The organism is Mycobacterium sp. IDUB_21 (genome assembly GCF_055419425.1).
On record NZ_JBVAXQ010000019.1, the window covers coordinates 15915 to 32300 of the forward strand.

Sequence of the window (16386 nt, forward strand, 5' to 3'; positions counted from 1 at the left end):
GCCGACGCCACGCTTGTACACACCACCCGATCCGGTGAAGTGCGGGCAATCGACCACGGTCCTAGCGTGGCCGCCATGACCAAGCCGCTCGATCCCATCGGGTTGCTGTCCGCGGCCCTCACCGAGCACGGACCGCTGTGTGACGACGACATCACCAAGTATCTGGGGGAAGCCGGCGTGGCCGACACCGCCCGCGTCCTGCGGCGCCTGCGCCTCGAAATCGACATCCCGGCCGGGCAATTGACCGACGGACGCTGGGTGTGGCTGCCCGCCGTGCTGGCCGGTCGGGTGTTCACCCGGCGGGTTACCGAGCCGGAGGTGAGCTTCGATGTGCTCACCGTCGCCCCGGATCTCGCCCCGATCGCCGCGCTCTGCGACTGCGCGCCCTACCAGCGGCTGGCCGACGGGTCCGCAGTCCACCTCGTCAGGCCCGGCGATGATCAGCTGCTGCATGAATTGGACATTCCCGACGACGTGCTCAACGAAGGAGATGTGCTCGCCCTGCCCGTGGGCACGTTCGCGGCACTCGGCGTCGACGACGGCGATTTGGTCGGCCTGCGCCTGAGCGACGCGGACCTGGTGGTCGAACGGGTCACCGTGGCAAGCGAAACCACGGCGGGCGCACAGCTGGCCGCACGGCTCGGTGCGCAGCCGGAGTGCATCGACGCATTGGTATGGACGGTGTGCCTGGCCGATCCGGCACTGTTCACCGAGCCGGTAGCGCCGTTGTCGGAACTGACCGCACAGCGTGGCCTGTCCCGCCGTGGAGAATGGCTGGCCCCAACGGATTTCGACTTCTCCCGTTGGGCTTTCGCACGGGAATGTGAGCGGCTCGCCCGGCGTCACCGTCTCTCCGACGATGACGCGGTAACGCTGAACACGCTGCTGCGACTGTACAGCCTGCTGGCGGTCCACCACCTGCTCGAGTCACGTCCTGCCGGCGATGCTGTCAAGTCTGCGGCCGACTTCGGCGACATCATGGACGACGCCGGCGCTGCGCTGGCCGATCCGGTGATCACCGAGCTGCTGGCGGCCGAGACCGTGCAGGACGGACGGTTCAGCGCGGCCGGGTTGCGGGACCTGGCTGACGCGTTGGCGCCACGGGTGCCGCCGGCGGCGCAGGTGGCCTGCCAGTGGCTTCGTGCGGTGGCGTGCGAACGCGAAGGAGATATCGCCGGATTCGTGCGGGCCTTGCAGGAGGCGGAGGCGATGGACGGCGACTGGCCACTGCCGCTGCTCGACTTGGCCGCCATCGCCTCCGACCGCGGCGACGCCCAGACCGGTCTAGCGCTGCTGCGGCGCGCGCGAGCGAAGGCAGATCATCCGCTGGTGTCCCTGCTGCGGCTGCATCGCCCCCAGCAGCGAAACAACCTGGGGCGCAACGCCCCGTGCTGGTGCGGATCGGGCCGCAAGCACAAGAAGTGCCATCTCCGCGGACTGCCGTTGTGCGACCGGGTGGGTTGGCTGTACCACAAGGCGATTCGGCACGTGTTGTTCGGCGACTGGACCGATCTGCGCTATGCGGTCGCCCTTGAACGGTGCCGCTCGGTGCTCGTCGACGACGCAGACGCGTTCAATGCGGCACTGGCCGATCCGGTGGCGATCGACACCGTGCTGTTCGAGGGCGGCGGATTCGAAGAGTTCCTGATGGTGCGCGGCACGCTGCTGCCCGAGGACGAACAGGAGCTGGCCGAGCAGTGGCTGCGGGCGTCGCGCTCGGTGTTCGAGATCGAGCGTGTGCAGTCCGACGGAGGAGTCGCCGTGCGGGACGTGCGCACCGGCGAACGACACGAGCGCGTCGAGTACGCGCCCAACTACCCGCTGCAGCCCGGGCAGCTGGTCTGTGCCCGGGTCGCGCCCGACGGCGTCGGCATGCGACTCTTTGCGCTGGAGCAGATTTCGGCGCAGCAGCGTGGACCGCTGCTGGCGCTACTCAATACCGATGCCGACCCGGTGGCGCTGGTGGCGCAGCTCAGCGGCGGCGCGGAAGCGACTCGCGTCCCGGCGCCGTAGGTACCTGGTGATCCGATGGGACGACGCCCACATCGACGAACGCAAGATCGTCGAATACCTGCTCGCAAGGGCTCATCCTGTCGGCGGTGCGAAGGCCACATTTTTTATGTCCCTGGGATACCGCATCGGGGAGTGGACTCGCCTTCGCGACGATCTGATACACATCGCTGAGAATGGCGAGGTCATTGACGTCAGCGCTACTGCCTATGGTGTCAAAATAATCGTCGACGGTCGTGTGAAGTCACCGTGCGGCCGAATGGTGGCGTTGCGTACGATATGGATCAGCGATGGACCCGACGCCGTCCCCCGACTGGTTACGGCATACCCAAGCTGAGGAGGGGATCGATGTATGTAGAACACGATGTCGTCGTACTGACTCGCGACCTTCCCGACGAAGGCCTCCTCGCGGGGGATGTCGGCGCCGTCGTCGGCCACTACGCGGCGGGCGGCTACGAAGTCGAGTTCACCGCCGCGGACGGCAGCACGGTTGCCGTAGTCACCGTCGGAGACGACGCGATACGGCCGCGACGGCGACGCGAGATCCTGCACGTCCGCGAAGTTGCGTAGCTCGCCTGAAATACCTCTTACCCGACGCCGCGACCGGTCCGTCGCCGTAGCGGGTCCAGCCGTGCGCGGATTCCCAGCGGATCAGCTGCGGCGCAGCGGTTTCGGCGAACCGCTGGAATCCGTGCCGCCGCCACGTCGCACTCCACAGTTCCGCCGCGGCATCGGAGACGACGAACCCGGCCGCGGCCACCGGATCCTCGGAGCGAAAGTAGTCGGTGCCGCTGGTGGCGCAGGCCAGGTCGATCAGCTGGGCCGACGCCTCGGCCGCCGGGGTGGGGTCGTCGGTGCGCAGGCCGTCCTGGGCGGCGATGGCGAGCCGTTTGAAGGTGAACCGCCAGCGAGTCCGCTCCTTCAGTGACACCCGCCGGTCGCCGGCGAAGTAGGCGCCGGCGCGGGCCAGAGCGACGAACTCGGGGACGTCTTCGCCTACCGCCGCCGGATCGGGCGGCTCGGAGTGTCGGGCCGGCCGGATGTCGCCGGCCAGTTCGGTTTCGATGCGCCGCCGGACGTCGGCGGTGCCCCGCCAGTACAGGTTCCACAGCGTCTTGCGCAGTTGCTCATCGTCATGCCCGGACATGGCTCGGAAGAACTGCTCGCGGTTCATGCGATCGGTGGCCACGGCGCCGATTATCGGGGGCGTTCAGATGCCGGCGGGCGCCCGGTCCCGCAACGGCAGCGACCGTTGCCGCGCCCCTGACTCGATCCGCGCAATGGCGGACTGCGGCACACCTGCGGCATCAGCCAAATCGCACCCGTCGCCCGCCGCCACGCTGGATGCGGCAAACCGCTACTGTCGGCTGCGGAATATCACTACTGAGAACTGCGTAATAACGCTACTATGACTCATGGCCACGCCCTACCTGCCCCGGCTCGTCGACCCGCTCATCGAAGAGTTGTTGGCGGGCTTTCCTGCGGTGCTGGTCGTGGGACCTCGTGCCTGCGGTAAGACCACAACGGCCGCTCGGCACGCGCACTCGGTGGTGCGCCTGGACCGTGCGGCCGAGGCGGCAGCGGTTCGCGCCGATCCCGACGGTGCGCTCCAGGTGGAGCGGCCCGTGCTACTCGATGAGTGGCAGCTGGCACCGGAGATACTCGCCGCGGTCAAGCGGGCGGTCGATTCGCGCCCGGGGCCGAACAACTTCCTGATCACCGGTTCGGTGCGTTCGGACCTGGAGTCGGAAGGCTGGCCCATGACCGGACGGGTGCTGCGGGTGCCGATGTACGGGCTGACTGAGCGCGAAATCAACCGCAACACGGCAACTCGATCGCTGCTCGATCGACTCGCCGGAGACGGAGTCACCGGCCTGTCCGCGCCCGACGATCCGCCCTCGCTCAACGACTACATCGGTTATGCGTTGCGTGGCGGCTTCCCCGACTGCGTGCTGGCTTCCTCGGAACGGGTTGGCCGACAGTGGCTGCGGGCGTATGTCGACCAGTTGATGACCCGCGACGTCGAGATACTCGAATCCGGCCGTGACCCGGTGCGGCTGCGCCGCTACCTGCACGTGCTGTGCGTGAACACCGCCGGTGTCGTCGATGCCAAAACCCTGTATGCCAGCGCGGGGATAAACCGTGAGACCGCGCTCGCCTATGACCGGCTGCTCGGCAACCTGTTGATGGTCGACGAGGCGCCGGCGTTCTGGACAAACCGGCTCAAACGCCTGGTGCGCACTCCCAAAAGGTACGTCATCGATCCGGGTGTCGTTGCGGCGCAACTTCGTCTGGATGTCGCCGGTGTTCGCCGCGATGGTGACCTGCTGGGCCGGCTGCTCGATACGTTCGTGATGGCGCAACTGCGTGCTGAGGCCACCGTCAGCGCCGCCGAACCCGGGCTGTATCACCTGCGATCCGAGCAAGGCCGCCACGAGGTCGACATCGTCGTCGAGTACGCCGACGGGACCGTCTTCGCCTTCGAGGTCAAAGCCAGCGGCGGACCGGGCCCGAGTGACGCCAAGCACCTGCAGTGGTTGCGCGACGAACTCGGCGACCGTTTCATCGGCGGCGCGGTCCTGCACACCGGGCCTCGCCGGTACCCGCTCACCGACCGCATCGTCGCCGCACCGATCTGCTCGCTGTGGGCGTGATACCGCGGCCCGGGTGGGGCAGCGTACGGCGTCATCGGGTCAGCCGAGGCCGGCGACGCGGTTCAGCACATCGAACGCGGCGTCGAGGCGGTGCCGTCGGCGCCGGTTCGGTTCGTGGTTGGCCTCGGCGCAGAGCGCGTCTATCAGCGCATCCAACTCATCGCCGGTGACGGTCAGCGCGGCACCGTCGCGGTAGGCGTGCATGGCGAATACCAGGCGTTCGCAGTCGGAGTCGAGCAGCTGCAGGTCGCGCAGCGCGGCAGCGGTGTCGGTGTCGACGGTGATGGTGTGCACGTCGCCGACGGCGCTGAGCCGGCGGCGGCGCAGGTCATAGTTCGAGTCGGCCCAATTGCTGATGACGCCGTCGTCACCGCAGGCGTCGCAGCGCCAGCGGATCGGGGCATCGGGTTCGGTCCGAATCAGGACCATCGCTCCCGGGCACGGTTTGCGGCCGGGGCGGCGCCGGCACGACAACGCACTGGTCCAGGGCTGACCGGCGGCACCGGCGGTGGCTGCCCGGACAATGTCGAACAGGTGCACCGCCAGGCGACGGGCCGGCCCGGGCGCGTCGTCGGATATGTCGAGGAAGTGGTTCAGGTCGGTGACATACATCGGGTGCGACGCTACCGGGGTGCTGTCGGCTCGAAAGTGCCGTTGGTGGAGCGATCGAGCACCTGAGCCAGGGCGGGTGGTTGCACCGCGCCGAGCCTAGTCACGACGCAGCACTACGCGGATGAGCGCCGTTGAATCAGATGGCCGAATCCGCCGCGCCGCAACGTGAACGCTATCGCGCTCCCCGGCGGATGGGTCTTCAGCCATTCGCGAATCGCGCTCTCTTGCTCCGGGCGGGACGCATCGTCAAGATGCAGGTAGGCCAACAATGCCTGCACCGTCGTCGGCACGTAGTCGTCAGGCGCGACGAGGCCGGGGTCATCCCAGAACCGACTCATGATCGACTCACCTCCGCGGACAACACCGTGGTGGACCGACGTCGACATGAACCGCCGAACGATCTGATCAGGACGATCCATCAGGACACCGATCTCGGCCCCGAATGTTTCCCGGACAGAACGGATTCCACGCCAGACCCGCACATCATCATCAAGCTGCTGTCTCAAATCCTGCATCGTCGACGAGCCTCAGCGGCCCGGTTCGCCGTCGCCGCTACCGGTGCCGCTCCCCGGTCCTGATCGGATGGGCTGCATCGTCGCGGCCAGGCTGCGGCCGACAACTGGGTGCAACGCTCCACCAGACGCGACCAGTTACGCCCAGATCGTTCCAATGTGTCGGCCGCCCGGAATATGGTGTCATTCGGCAACCAGGAGGGGATATCTCAATGACCGATCAGGACGACACGGCCCGACCGGTGTGGATGCTGGCGACGCAAGACGTCGCAGTGCCACCGATTAGCGGGGACGCGGCGATGACGCCTCAGCGGCTCGATGAACTGCGGACGGTGCTCGCGGCCCTCGCCGATTCCCCGGTCGCCACCCTGGAAGCACACCCGCTCCCGAAGAAGCTCGACCGCAATCAAGGCCTGCACCTCGATGCGGCGAGTCCGCTGGCCACGCACCTGTCGCAGCTGATCAGCCAGACGTCGAAAGCCGCGACCAGCGCAGCCGTCGGCGCCACCGGCGAAACGGTCTACCGGATGGTCGTGCCGGCGAAGGTCGCCGCACAGGTCGGCGGCGGCATGGTCAAGTCGATGGCTTCCAAGGCGGTTCCGGGCGGTATCCGCAGCGCATTGGTGGGATCGTCGGGCATCGCCGCCCACGCTAGCTTCGTACCTGTCGCCGGAGGCGCGGCAGCTGCGGGCGCCGCCGGCGGGTCTGCCGCCACGGCCGGGATCGCCGCCGCGAGTGCCGGGGCTTTGACGATCGCCGCACCCCTGGTGCTGATGGCTGTTGCTGTCGGGGTCAGCGCGCACGCCGAGCATAAGCGTCAGCAAGCCATCGAGAACATCACCGCGATGCTGGCGCAGATGCATGACGACGCCCTCGACCGTGAGCGAGTTGCGCTCAGTGGGTGCCGCGCGGCGATCGATAAGGCCACCGCGATCCTGCTGGACGAGGGACAGATCGGCGTTGCGTTGGGGTTGGACAGTGCCGTCTTCGCCATCGAGACCGCGGTAGCCCAAGCAACCCTGCGTCTCAAGAAGTGGCAGCGCGCGCTCGGCGCGCTGGAGAACCGTCCCGTTGAACTTGCACCGTTGGCGAAGCACTTTGACGGAATCGACCGGCACCAAGGCGGTGACTTCCGCGCCCACCTCGAACTCGCCGAGCTGGCAATCGCATTGAAGAAGCGCGTCATTGTTCTCCAGGCCGTCGAGCAGGCCCAACTGAACCCGGCGAACCCCTTCGAGAACTTCATCGGTGCCCTCAAGCGCGACCAGAAGACCGTCCTGGAGCTGGAAGCAGGCATCGCTGGTGTGCTGCGGCAGCTATCGACACTGCAACTCGACCGTTCACACGGTGTCCGAGATGTCGTGTTCTCCCGCGGTGCGGTTGACGACCTGCTGCGCGCCGCCTACCGGCTTCGCGAGTTGGGCGACGGCCTCGACGCCGCCGAGCGTCCCGCCGATGTCGCGATCGAGATGGTCCGCGAGGACGACGGCTCGGTCGTGGTGCTGCCGGCGTATCGGGTTGAGGCGGCGTAGGGCACAGCTTTTGCGGCCGGGCCGGTGAGGCACAGATCGTGGATCGTCGCAAAATCAGGTCGGGCGGCGGATAATTCGATCTACGACCGATGCCGGAGGTGGTCGCCATAGTATTGGTGTGGCGCTACGGCAGGTCTCCGCCCTGCCCGGCGGCGAGGGTTTGCTGGTCACAGCGGTTCGCAGCAACGCAGCCGGGCCACTCGAACGTGGAGACGTTCTGCTGCGACTCGGTGACTGCCCGCTGCGCAAGCAACATGACATCCTGCGGGCGCTGCGCAGGGTTGTCGCGAACCGGAAGTTCGAAGTGCGAATTTGGCGTGCTGGCAAAGAACTTTCGATCAAGTGCTTGCGGCGTAGCCGGTGGTGAGTTAGTCGATCTGGACTGGATTGAGTCGATGCCCCCTAGTCACGGAAGCGCGCCCCTGGTTCCCCGGCAGCGACTAGGTCGAGGATGTCGCCTCAATTCCCCGGCCCAGGCCCCTCGCAGCCGCACCTGCCTCAGCAAACACGCATGTCAACCTGGTGAGCTTTGGGGCGTGAGACCGACGACCATCGGCCAGTGGCGGTCAGCGCAACTCGTCCGAACCCGCGTCTAAGGCTTTCGCACCGACCAAGAAATCGAGCAGGTGATTGTAGGTAAGAGCAGGATCGTCGCCTGTAAGCGTGATCCTGATTCGCTTCTGCCCGTTGCCGCCAGCACCGGGTTTCACATTAGCGCGCCTGGCGACCGGTTTCTGAGCCCGTGTGATCGTCAGACGCAGTTCGTGGACGCTCATCTCAGGGTGTAGTCGGATCGGGAAATCGAGGACCAGTTCACGGTCGGCTGGGTCGAGTTCGCGGGCGACGCCGGAGTCCACTGCGATCCCGAGGATGGTCAGTCGCAGTTGGGCGAGCCGCCCGAGCAGCAGCTCGAGTCCCTGGTGATAATCGGCATTGACCGATCTCTCACTCCCGCGCTTGCCGGCCTTGTGGTGATAGACGATGTCGAAGACCGGTACCGTGCTCAACTCAAAGGTCGCGTCGAGCACTTCGCCGTCATCGGCCAGCGGATGCAGGGGACCACTGGACGGCATGCTCACCGGTCCCTTCGGAGCAAACGGCGCAGCGCTGTGTCGGTCGAGCGGTCAGACATAGTCGGAGCGGGAGCCCGCTCTGACTCGGACGCAAGGGAATCGGACAGGCTCGGATCCGACCCGACGGCCGCGGATCCGTCCCTGAGGACCTCTGAGTCGGGAACCACGTAGTGGGTTCCCAGCTTCACTCCGCGCCTCACCAGCCGACCGTCCCTCATCAGCGCACGGAACACCGAGCGCGCTTCATCCGACGTGATCGGGACAACGGACCTCAGGCCCTCGTTGGTGACCCTTCCGGCTCGCCGGGCGATATCCAGGGCCGCTTCGGCGACCGTGTCGAAATCCTCGGCAGCGTCAGAGTTCACGGTGGCCGAGGGTTCGTCCGGCGTCTCCGAGATCGTCATTTGTGGAATCGCGACGACGTTCGGGCTGGCGTCCGGCGGGCGGACTGTCTCCCACGCCGCCGAGTGAGAATCCAACCGGTGACGGCCACCCTCCAGCACGGTTTCGCCAGCGAGGCCGGCCGCTGCGGCGTTGAAGCTGTCTTCGACAACCTGCTGCAACGTGTCGTCGTCCAGAGCCGGGAAGGCGACGAAAGGGGTCAGGCGTAGCAGACGCTTCATGGCCTCGCGCATCAGCAGCATGCGCGACTCCGCTGCACCACGCTCGACACGCGCCAGAAACTCCTGTGCGACCGCGCGCGCGAGCCTACGGTCAGAGGCGATGGTGGGGCGCTCCATGATATTCACCAGTTCGTCCTCACCCAGTTGGGTAAGGTCGACCTGTTCACCGAGGATCTCCGCGCGCCACCACATCCGACGGAATGTATTTCGGTTGACGTCGCCGATGAACCGCCGCCTATCGGCGTCGGCCCCGAACCGCCACACGGCAATGTCCAACAACCAACAGCAGGTGAGATAGCTCCAGACCTCCTCACGCCCGGATTCGTGAGGAGTCATCGGCAAAAGCTCGTGCAGCAGCCGCGCCGCGCGACCTTCGAACTCCTGAGACCTGACGAGTAGGCCGGGCATCCCGTACTCGCCGGCCAAGTCCAACATGGCGGTGCGCAGGTCACGGAGTTCCTGTTCGCTGATCCGGGCGCCGCCGGCCGGGGAATAGGTGACGGACGGGGAGGTGTCCGGCATCGCGGACGTCACCAGTGCCAGGTCCTGGTCGAGCAGGCGCTCGAGCATGGCCGAAGCTGACTCGCGATCCAGTCGGGGCGTGACGATCATCAAGCGAGGATTCCTAGATGCGCTTGGAGCTCGGCGTCGAGGCGCGCAGGATCGTCGACGCTTCGGGCGCGCAGGGCGGTCACGGGGACGCCCGGCCAACACAGCGCAAGGAACTCAAAGAGCATCCGCCCAAGGGAGCCCTCCTCGAACGCCTCGGGATCTTCCACAAACCGCTCGTTCCTCAGTGCCCCGCTGACCAGCGACCGGGCGGCATCAAGCGTTACGAACGAGCGCACTACCGTCGCCCTTGCGTCGGAACTCCCGGATCGTAGGGTTTGTAGCAACGTTTCGTGGCTGCTGTTGACCAACAGGCGCATTCCGCCAAGAACAGGTGTTTCCAGCTCATCGGGGTCCCACTCAAGCACCCACGCCGCAGCGTCGGGGTACCGAGGGCTGGCGCTGAAATCTGCCGCCGTGATCGGGAATCGGGATGATCCACCCTCCAAGGCCAGCCTGTCCTCGTCTGTCCATAGTATTGCGCCCCGTCGCCGGGGGGAGATTGGCGACGGCTCTCGACCCGGGTACCGCAGTACCAGACGGGTGTGCACGTCGAGCCGACCGCCCACGCTAGCTCCGGGAACCGGAAGCGTCAGCGCGGCGCGCAAATGGCCCCCACCTGAACCAAGTTCAACGACTGGTCCGTCGCCCGCGAGGCGCGTCGTGCTGGAGGTCCACGTCGCGACGAGTGCGAACGCTGCGTCGTCCCCTAGAAGACAAGCGCTTCGGACGGCACCGATATCGATCTCCATCACTCGCACCAGCTGTAGGTCAGTAAACGGATCCCAGTGGTCCAAGCGATCCGCGATCTCGCTGCCTTCCTGGGTGGTCCACGTCCCCGCGGCGACCGCAGACTCAGGGGGGAGAAGATAGGGCGCTGCGGCCGGTGTCTTCATGCGATCTCCGGTGTCACATCGACGCGCATCATCTCGTCCCTTAGTTCGACCTCCACAGCCCATCGGCCGTCGGCGCCGTCGGGACCGACAAGCACCTCGGCAGCCTCGTGTTCCACACCCGCCGGGTCGATCCAGCGGAGAATCTGCGGCGGGACATATCCGGCCGGTGGATCCTTCTCCGGCTTCTGACCGTCGTTGATCATGATCTCGACCGCAGCGTGTAGTCGGACGCGGTTTTCCCGCGCCCGCAGGTCGAACGGGTAGCGCATGACCGGCTCTCCTCCCGAGCCGATCGCAGGACCCGGTTCACCGCCGGGCTTGGCCTGCGGCCGTCCGGACGTCCGCGCCTTGGTGCCCGTCGCACTCCCTGTGGAGCATTCGACCGTCGCGCCAACTGCAGCCTGCCCCCCAACTCCGGCAGCGCCGTCCACCCACACATCGGCATTGACCGCGTCGATATCACTGCGCCCGGGCGCGCGGCGCCTTCGCTTGCGTTTTCCACCGTTCGGCGTCTTGGCCTGACGTCTCGCACCGGGTCCGTCCGACCCCGGCATCAGGACGGCGAGTGCATCAGCGAACTCCCCGAGTGGGATCCCGTCCGACTGACCTAGGGCGTGTACCGGCGACTCGAACCCGGCTGCCGTGCGACAGATACCATGAATGCGTTTGAACGCGATGTTGACGAACGACCGTTGCTGCGGGTCGTGGACGAACCGGTGCACCCAGTCATCGTGTGTCGGCGGCTCGGCGGCCTTGAAGGCGTCATCGACGTCGAGGGCGCATTTGAACACGCCCGAATAACCCAGCTTTCCAGCGAGGGGAGCTGCTCCCTGCAGGTACTTGACCACAATCTCCGGTGTTCGCATGAGCGCGACATGGTGCACGGATTCACGGGTTTCCCAGGCACCCCTCGGCACGGGACGATCGGGCAGATCGGCGGGTGCGACGGCGCCCTTCTGAATTGTGAGGCGACCCAGCGTGCGGACAGGACTGAGACACTTGATCGCACGGTCCAGCATGAAGTCGTCGTCCTCGCCGGGCGCCTGGTGCATCCGGTCCATGGCCTCGACGAAGCCCCGCAGCCTCGGATGGATCCGCGGATCCGGCACGCGCACGACGGCGCCGTTGTCGAACAGTCGGAAGTCCATGGAGCGTTTTGCGCCACCGGGAGTGTCGATCATCCGCGGCCAGAAATTCCAGGCCACCGCGTCAGCGATGAACTCCATCGAGCAGTCCGAGCCGTCTGTCGCCTGCTGGCCGATACCGGGGGCGATGACGAGCACGGAGGTCCCCCGGCCGCCGCTGCCCGCGCGCTCCGGGAGACCCAGCTCGGCCGCGACCGCATCGGCGTCGGCCCCGGTCAGGGGCTCGGGGATACCGTCGATGACACGTCCCCACCAGTGCCGTCCGGTGTAGGGGGCGCCGTCGACCTCGAAATTGTCACCGAGCGCGCAGCCGAGAAGGCGCCGTTCGAGGCGGCCGTCCGCCAGTGCACACAAGGTGTCCACGACGATGGTGTGCGCTCTGCTCGCGATGTAGAACGCGGCCTTGCCGTATCCGAACGAGCCACCGCCGAGGTCCTTGTCAGGCGGTTGGCCGATGTTGCGGACGAAGTCGACGAAGTCCCTTGTTTCCCCCGCGCGGTCGGCGCGGGTCGGGCCGCCGAGACCCTGCGTGCCGAAGTCGGCGACGTAGAGCGTCTGCATCCCCTCGCAGAGGGCCGCATCCAGGCCGAGTCCGGGCGGGGGGTCGACGAGGATGCTGTCCCGCAGTGTCCGTAGCTGTTCTGCGCTGAGCACAGACCGCCCGATCTCGACACGGATGCGGCCGACGTCGTTGCGTTTCGCGTCCCAGCAGTTCTGGACGGCCTCACGCACCAGCACTTCCAGCGGCTCAACGTCCGGACGACCCAACTGGTTCAGGATTCCCACCGCGGCTAGGCCGCCGGTCGCGTTGTACGGCTCGGAGAATCGCTCGAGTCTAATCACACGGCCCCCTGTTCTGCGATCGTCTTCATCAGGTGTTTGTATGCGGACTCCGGCAGGGCGAATCCGAGACACTGGTCCAAGTCGATCACGTAACTGATATCGCCCACGCCGCCGGGTCGGCGGCCCTCGGAGAACGAGGACGGAATGATTCTGGGCACCCGATCGTCAACCGGCAGCGTCAGACGCTCACGGACTTCGAAAGCGATCCCGGCGGTGGCGGCCAGCTGCGCAACCGGGACTCCCGCGGCCGTAATCGCATCGAACAGCGGCTCGGTCGGGACGCCGGCCGTGAGCAACTCGTCCACCAAGGACGAAACGGAGCGGCCGCCGCCCGGTACCTGCTCGAGCCGCACGAAGTGCAGATACAGCTGCCCGCCATCGGGTGCCAGCAGTTGGTCCTCGCCATGGATCGTCACCTGACGGGACGTGTGGGCGCGCGTGGTCTTCACCTCTACTGCTGTCGCGCCACCACGCACATCGTGTCGGCCTCCAAACGGTCCGACCCAGACGTCGACGCCGGTCAGCCCGCTGCTGCGGACTACATCGAGGACTACGAGGAGCTCGCCGAACACGGCGGCGAGTTTCTCGCGTCCCGGTGGGCCCGTTCCAGCGACTAGAAATTCACGCCACCTCTCAAGAACAGTCGATACTGCCGCCACCGCGTCCTCTCCGGACGTCGCCTGGCGTTCCAGAACGGCGGCGACGAAATGATCGAAGACCTCCGCCAACGCCTCGAACAGGCAAGTGACGTCCAGGAATGGCATCTCGACCCCACCGATGGCGAGGACACGCGTTCCGATCTCGAGGGTCGCAATCTCGACCGGCAGGGACGAACCTGCGTGCACCGCCAAGAGCAGGTGCTGGCGTGCGAGCTCGTCGATGCCGGCGAACGCGCCAGGCACGGACTCCAAGGCCAGGACCGCCAAATCAGGTCCCGCGGGTAATGGCTGTGTGAGCAATGCGGTGTAAGCGGACCTCACGTCGTCAATCACGAAGCCTCAACGTCCTGCTCGTCGAGTTGATCGTCGTCGTCGGGGGCCTCGACCTCTACGCCCGGCATTGCAGCTACGTCTGCTGTTACGTAGTCCACACTGGCTGTGCGCGAACGGCTGACCGGGAACGCCAGCGCGACCCCCAGCACGTGTTCGACCGCCCCGAGCGGAACCCTGGTCTTCTTGACGGAATCGCGGACGGGCCTGCTGTCCCGCGAGATCGGGTACAGCAGCAGCAGTCCCGATCCATTGCCCCCATATTCCGTGAGGTTTCTCAGCTCGGCCAGTCGGGCCGGAGTGACCGTAGCTGCGGTCTCTTCAGGAGGCAGCCCCTCGAGGTCAATGACGCGGTCGTTGCGGCTCATGAGCGCTTTGATGTCGGCGTAAGTGGAGCCACCAACGACGTTGAGCCGAGACCGGTTGATGCACCGGGTGGCTCGGCCGAGCCCGAGTCCGAGGTCAAGCTCGCCGAGATAGTCCGAATCCGACGTACGGCCCATCACCGCGACATTGAAGAACGGGAGTTCACCCTCATCTCGTCGGGCCAGAATGTAGCGGCTCATGAGTTCGCCATCGAGGTCCCGGCTGTTCTCGTGGAAGTGGTACGCCGCGAGGAATCCGGTGATGTGGCGAATGTCGACACCCCGGATCACGGTGAGTCCGGGCGTCTCGACCCGCCGCACGCAGTCGGCGGTCGCCGCGACGAGGGCCCGCGCAGCCTCGATGTTGTCGGTCAGCCACTCACGTTCCGTGTGGTCGAACAGGATCGTCTGGACCCTGCGCCCAGAGTAGGAGGCTTGGGCGCGACGGGCGCTTTGCATCTTGGCTGCCGCGGTGATAGCCAGCTTGGGGTGCGTCCGGATGCGTACTCCGAATTGTTCGGGCGTTAGATGCTCTGTCTCGAGGCGCTCAATGTCGTAACGGATCTCCTGTTCGACGGTGGCAAGGTGGTGGAACCAGGCGCGCATTTCATCGGTCATCCAGATCCGAGTCAGGTCGGCGTAACCGTTCCGGTATCCGAACCACCTGCCCATCTGCAGAAGTGTGTCGTAGGCCGAAGCGGTGCGGACGAAGAACGAGACGGCGAGGCCCTCGAGCGTGAGGCCCCGCGAGAGGGTGTTTCCGCCTACCGCGACGATGACACGTGGGTTGTCCTCGTCGAAGGTAAGGCGTTCGGTGCTGCGGGAGTTGTCCATGATTACCTCAGCCGCCTTCGACACCGCGGGTAGCGCCGCCCGAACATCAGCCCAAGACACAGTTTTCAAGTCAAATTCGGCAGCACTTACTCTTTCGCACTCGTCTGTCCACTGGCGTTCGAGGGCCCCCAGCACCGCTGCGTCGTCTTGTTCTATTTTGGCGGCCAGCTGGACCAGATGATCCTGGATGGCCTCAGCTGTTCGCTGGTGGACGTCGATGTGCTGCGAGGTGTGCACGAGCGCGGTCGCGTGGGGATTTCCCTTGCCGCGGATACGCCTGGCAGCAGTACTCATCAAAAAATACCGGATGGCGCAGTCGAGGCTGTCGGTGATCCTCGGCTCGAACTCGTGCCGCTTCGCGGCGCCCTTCGGTCTTAGATCGTCGATCTCGCTGCCGTCCACGCTGCGGACGAAGTCATACCCATCGTCCTCGTCCTCGTCCTCATCGAAGTCCAACGGCTCTCGACCGAAGATGGCCTCGGGACCGATATAGACCCCAGGCCGGGGAAGGTCGACGATGAAGTCGCGCGGGTAGAGATCCGCGTAGTCCTGAGGGTCAATCAGCACATTCGCGAACGGAGTCGCGGTGTAGCCGACGTAGGCCGACTTGGGCACCCCGTTGACGATCTCGCGGATCAGTTTGTTGATCGTCGTCGGTTGCCGGTCGGGTTTTGCGGTGTTGACGGTCGCTTGGTCGGCCTCGTCATCGATGATCAGGATGGGGCAGGCGGCCAGCAGTTCCGGCCGCGCCTCGAACAACCATTTCTTCAGTGCCCGCAGGCGCGGGCCGTTCTTCTTCACGATCGCGAGAACCCGCTGATTCTGGGTGGCCAAGAGCGCATCGACGTTGTCGGTCGGCTTGAAATCGTCTTCATTCGTGAGGCGATGCCACATTCCGCTTTGGGGTTCCCAGACCTGTTCATTGAGGCGGTCCTGAGTCTGCTGGCGCAGCGCGTTGTGGATGCCCGAGAGCACGATGAACAGCCGGTATCCGGCGTCCGCGGCCTTGGCGATGACAGCCGTGAAGTTGGTCGTCTTGCCGCTTTGAACGTAGCCCAGGACCAAGCCTCGGCACTGGTAGCTGCCGCTGCCGGTGGGGTTTGGCAGATTGGCCACGACCTTGGTCGACGAATCGTCGAGGTCGCGGAGTGCTTCTGGGCCCCAGTCTTCGGCGCTGAGAATCTCCACCAGGGCCGACCAGTTGCGGTCTTCATCACGCGGGCCGGAGTACCACGATTCGATGTTGCCGGCAACGACGGCGATCGGCGTTTGGGCGGCTTGGATCTGTTCATTAAGTTCCCGGATTCTGTCCGCCGCCGCCGCGGCACGGTCCTGGTCGATACCCATCTGACATAGCTCGGCTACTGCATCGTCGAGGCTGGCACCCTTACCGTCGCGCATGATCCGGGCCAGGTTGCGGATGATGGGGTCTTCGGCGGCTAGGGAATTCAGGTCTGTCACGACAACATCCAACACTGAATTATGTTCGCAAGTTCAGTGTTTGGGTCAATCAGTTCGTGGTCGCGTCGCTACGTGCGAGAGTTCGCAAAGGAACCCTCCTCATCCCCAGCTTGTGCGGGCGGTTCCCATCGGGCAGCGCGACATTACCGGTCCGCCGCTGCCGGTCCGTGACGATTGGTGTGCTCAGCCAAGCCTCGGTAGCGCAGCAGGACACTTGAACGGGTATCG

The 16386-nt window shown here is 65.9% G+C and carries 13 protein-coding genes and 1 pseudogene; 5 read left to right on the plus strand and 9 right to left on the minus strand.

Annotation, left to right across the window (positions count from 1 at the left end; all coding sequences use genetic code 11):
• Positions 1-75: 75 nt before the first annotated feature.
• From ACZYY4_RS21605 to ACZYY4_RS21615, 3 genes are read left to right on the plus strand one after another with little or no spacing between them, the layout of a single operon-like run.
• The gene (locus ACZYY4_RS21605; protein WP_463812105.1) at positions 76-2013 is read left to right on the plus strand and encodes an SEC-C domain-containing protein; all 1938 of its coding nucleotides are present in this window, start codon (positions 76-78) and stop codon (positions 2011-2013) included.
• Positions 1943-2347 carry a DUF6883 domain-containing protein gene (locus ACZYY4_RS21610; RefSeq protein WP_463812106.1) on the plus strand — a complete coding sequence of 135 codons (405 nt, stop codon included), beginning with the start codon at positions 1943-1945 and terminating at the stop codon, positions 2345-2347. The genes ACZYY4_RS21605 and ACZYY4_RS21610 overlap by 71 nt, the downstream gene beginning before the upstream one ends.
• Positions 2348-2358: 11 nt before the next feature.
• Positions 2359-2580 (plus strand): DUF4926 domain-containing protein, encoded by a 222-nt coding sequence (locus tag ACZYY4_RS21615; protein ID WP_463812107.1) that lies wholly within the window; start codon positions 2359-2361, stop codon positions 2578-2580.
• 151 nt (positions 2581-2731) lie between these two features.
• Here the strand turns inward: ACZYY4_RS21615 and ACZYY4_RS21620 are convergent.
• Positions 2732-3184: pseudogene (locus ACZYY4_RS21620) on the minus strand (hypothetical protein); the annotation flags it as partial.
• 241 nt (positions 3185-3425) lie between these two features.
• Between ACZYY4_RS21620 and ACZYY4_RS21625 the strand changes: the two are divergent.
• Positions 3426-4664 carry an ATP-binding protein gene (locus ACZYY4_RS21625; RefSeq protein ID WP_463812108.1) on the plus strand — a complete coding sequence of 413 codons (1239 nt, stop codon included), beginning with the start codon at positions 3426-3428 and terminating at the stop codon, positions 4662-4664.
• Between the two features lie 39 nt (positions 4665-4703).
• Here ACZYY4_RS21625 and ACZYY4_RS21630 read toward each other — a convergent pair whose 3' ends face one another.
• Positions 4704-5276 carry a hypothetical protein gene (locus ACZYY4_RS21630; protein ID WP_463812109.1) on the minus strand — a complete coding sequence of 191 codons (573 nt, stop codon included), beginning with the start codon at positions 5274-5276 and terminating at the stop codon, positions 4704-4706.
• A gap of 113 nt (positions 5277-5389) precedes the next feature.
• Positions 5390-5791: a hypothetical protein gene (locus ACZYY4_RS21635; RefSeq protein WP_463812110.1), complete on the minus strand. Its 402-nt coding sequence runs from the start codon at positions 5789-5791 to the stop codon at positions 5390-5392.
• Positions 5792-6000: 209 nt separating this feature from the next.
• Here ACZYY4_RS21635 and ACZYY4_RS21640 point away from each other — a divergent pair, with 209 nt between their 5' ends.
• A complete protein-coding gene (locus ACZYY4_RS21640) occupies positions 6001-7320 on the plus strand; it encodes a hypothetical protein (protein ID WP_463812111.1) in 1320 nt (439 codons plus the stop codon).
• 566 nt (positions 7321-7886) lie between these two features.
• Here the strand turns inward: ACZYY4_RS21640 and ACZYY4_RS21645 are convergent.
• From ACZYY4_RS21645 to ACZYY4_RS21670, 6 genes are read right to left on the minus strand one after another with little or no spacing between them, the layout of a single operon-like run.
• On the minus strand, positions 7887-8399 hold the full coding sequence (locus ACZYY4_RS21645; protein WP_463812112.1) for a hypothetical protein: 513 nt from the start codon (positions 8397-8399) through the stop codon (positions 7887-7889).
• Entirely contained in the window at positions 8396-9628 is a 1233-nt protein-coding gene (locus tag ACZYY4_RS21650) for a DUF6339 family protein (RefSeq protein ID WP_463812113.1), read from the minus strand. Before ACZYY4_RS21650 ends, ACZYY4_RS21645 begins: the two co-directional genes overlap by 4 nt.
• The gene (locus ACZYY4_RS21655; RefSeq protein ID WP_463812114.1) at positions 9628-10521 is read right to left on the minus strand and encodes a hypothetical protein; all 894 of its coding nucleotides are present in this window, start codon (positions 10519-10521) and stop codon (positions 9628-9630) included. The genes ACZYY4_RS21650 and ACZYY4_RS21655 overlap by 1 nt, the downstream gene beginning before the upstream one ends.
• Positions 10518-12509, minus strand: coding sequence for a hypothetical protein (locus ACZYY4_RS21660; RefSeq protein ID WP_463812115.1), 1992 nt, complete (start codon positions 12507-12509; stop codon positions 10518-10520). Before ACZYY4_RS21660 ends, ACZYY4_RS21655 begins: the two co-directional genes overlap by 4 nt.
• On the minus strand, positions 12506-13501 hold the full coding sequence (locus ACZYY4_RS21665) for a PD-(D/E)XK motif protein (protein ID WP_463812116.1): 996 nt from the start codon (positions 13499-13501) through the stop codon (positions 12506-12508). The genes ACZYY4_RS21660 and ACZYY4_RS21665 overlap by 4 nt, the downstream gene beginning before the upstream one ends.
• A complete protein-coding gene (locus ACZYY4_RS21670) occupies positions 13498-16170 on the minus strand; it encodes a Z1 domain-containing protein (RefSeq protein ID WP_463812117.1) in 2673 nt (890 codons plus the stop codon). The genes ACZYY4_RS21665 and ACZYY4_RS21670 overlap by 4 nt, the downstream gene beginning before the upstream one ends.
• Between the last annotated feature and the right edge of the window lie 216 nt (positions 16171-16386).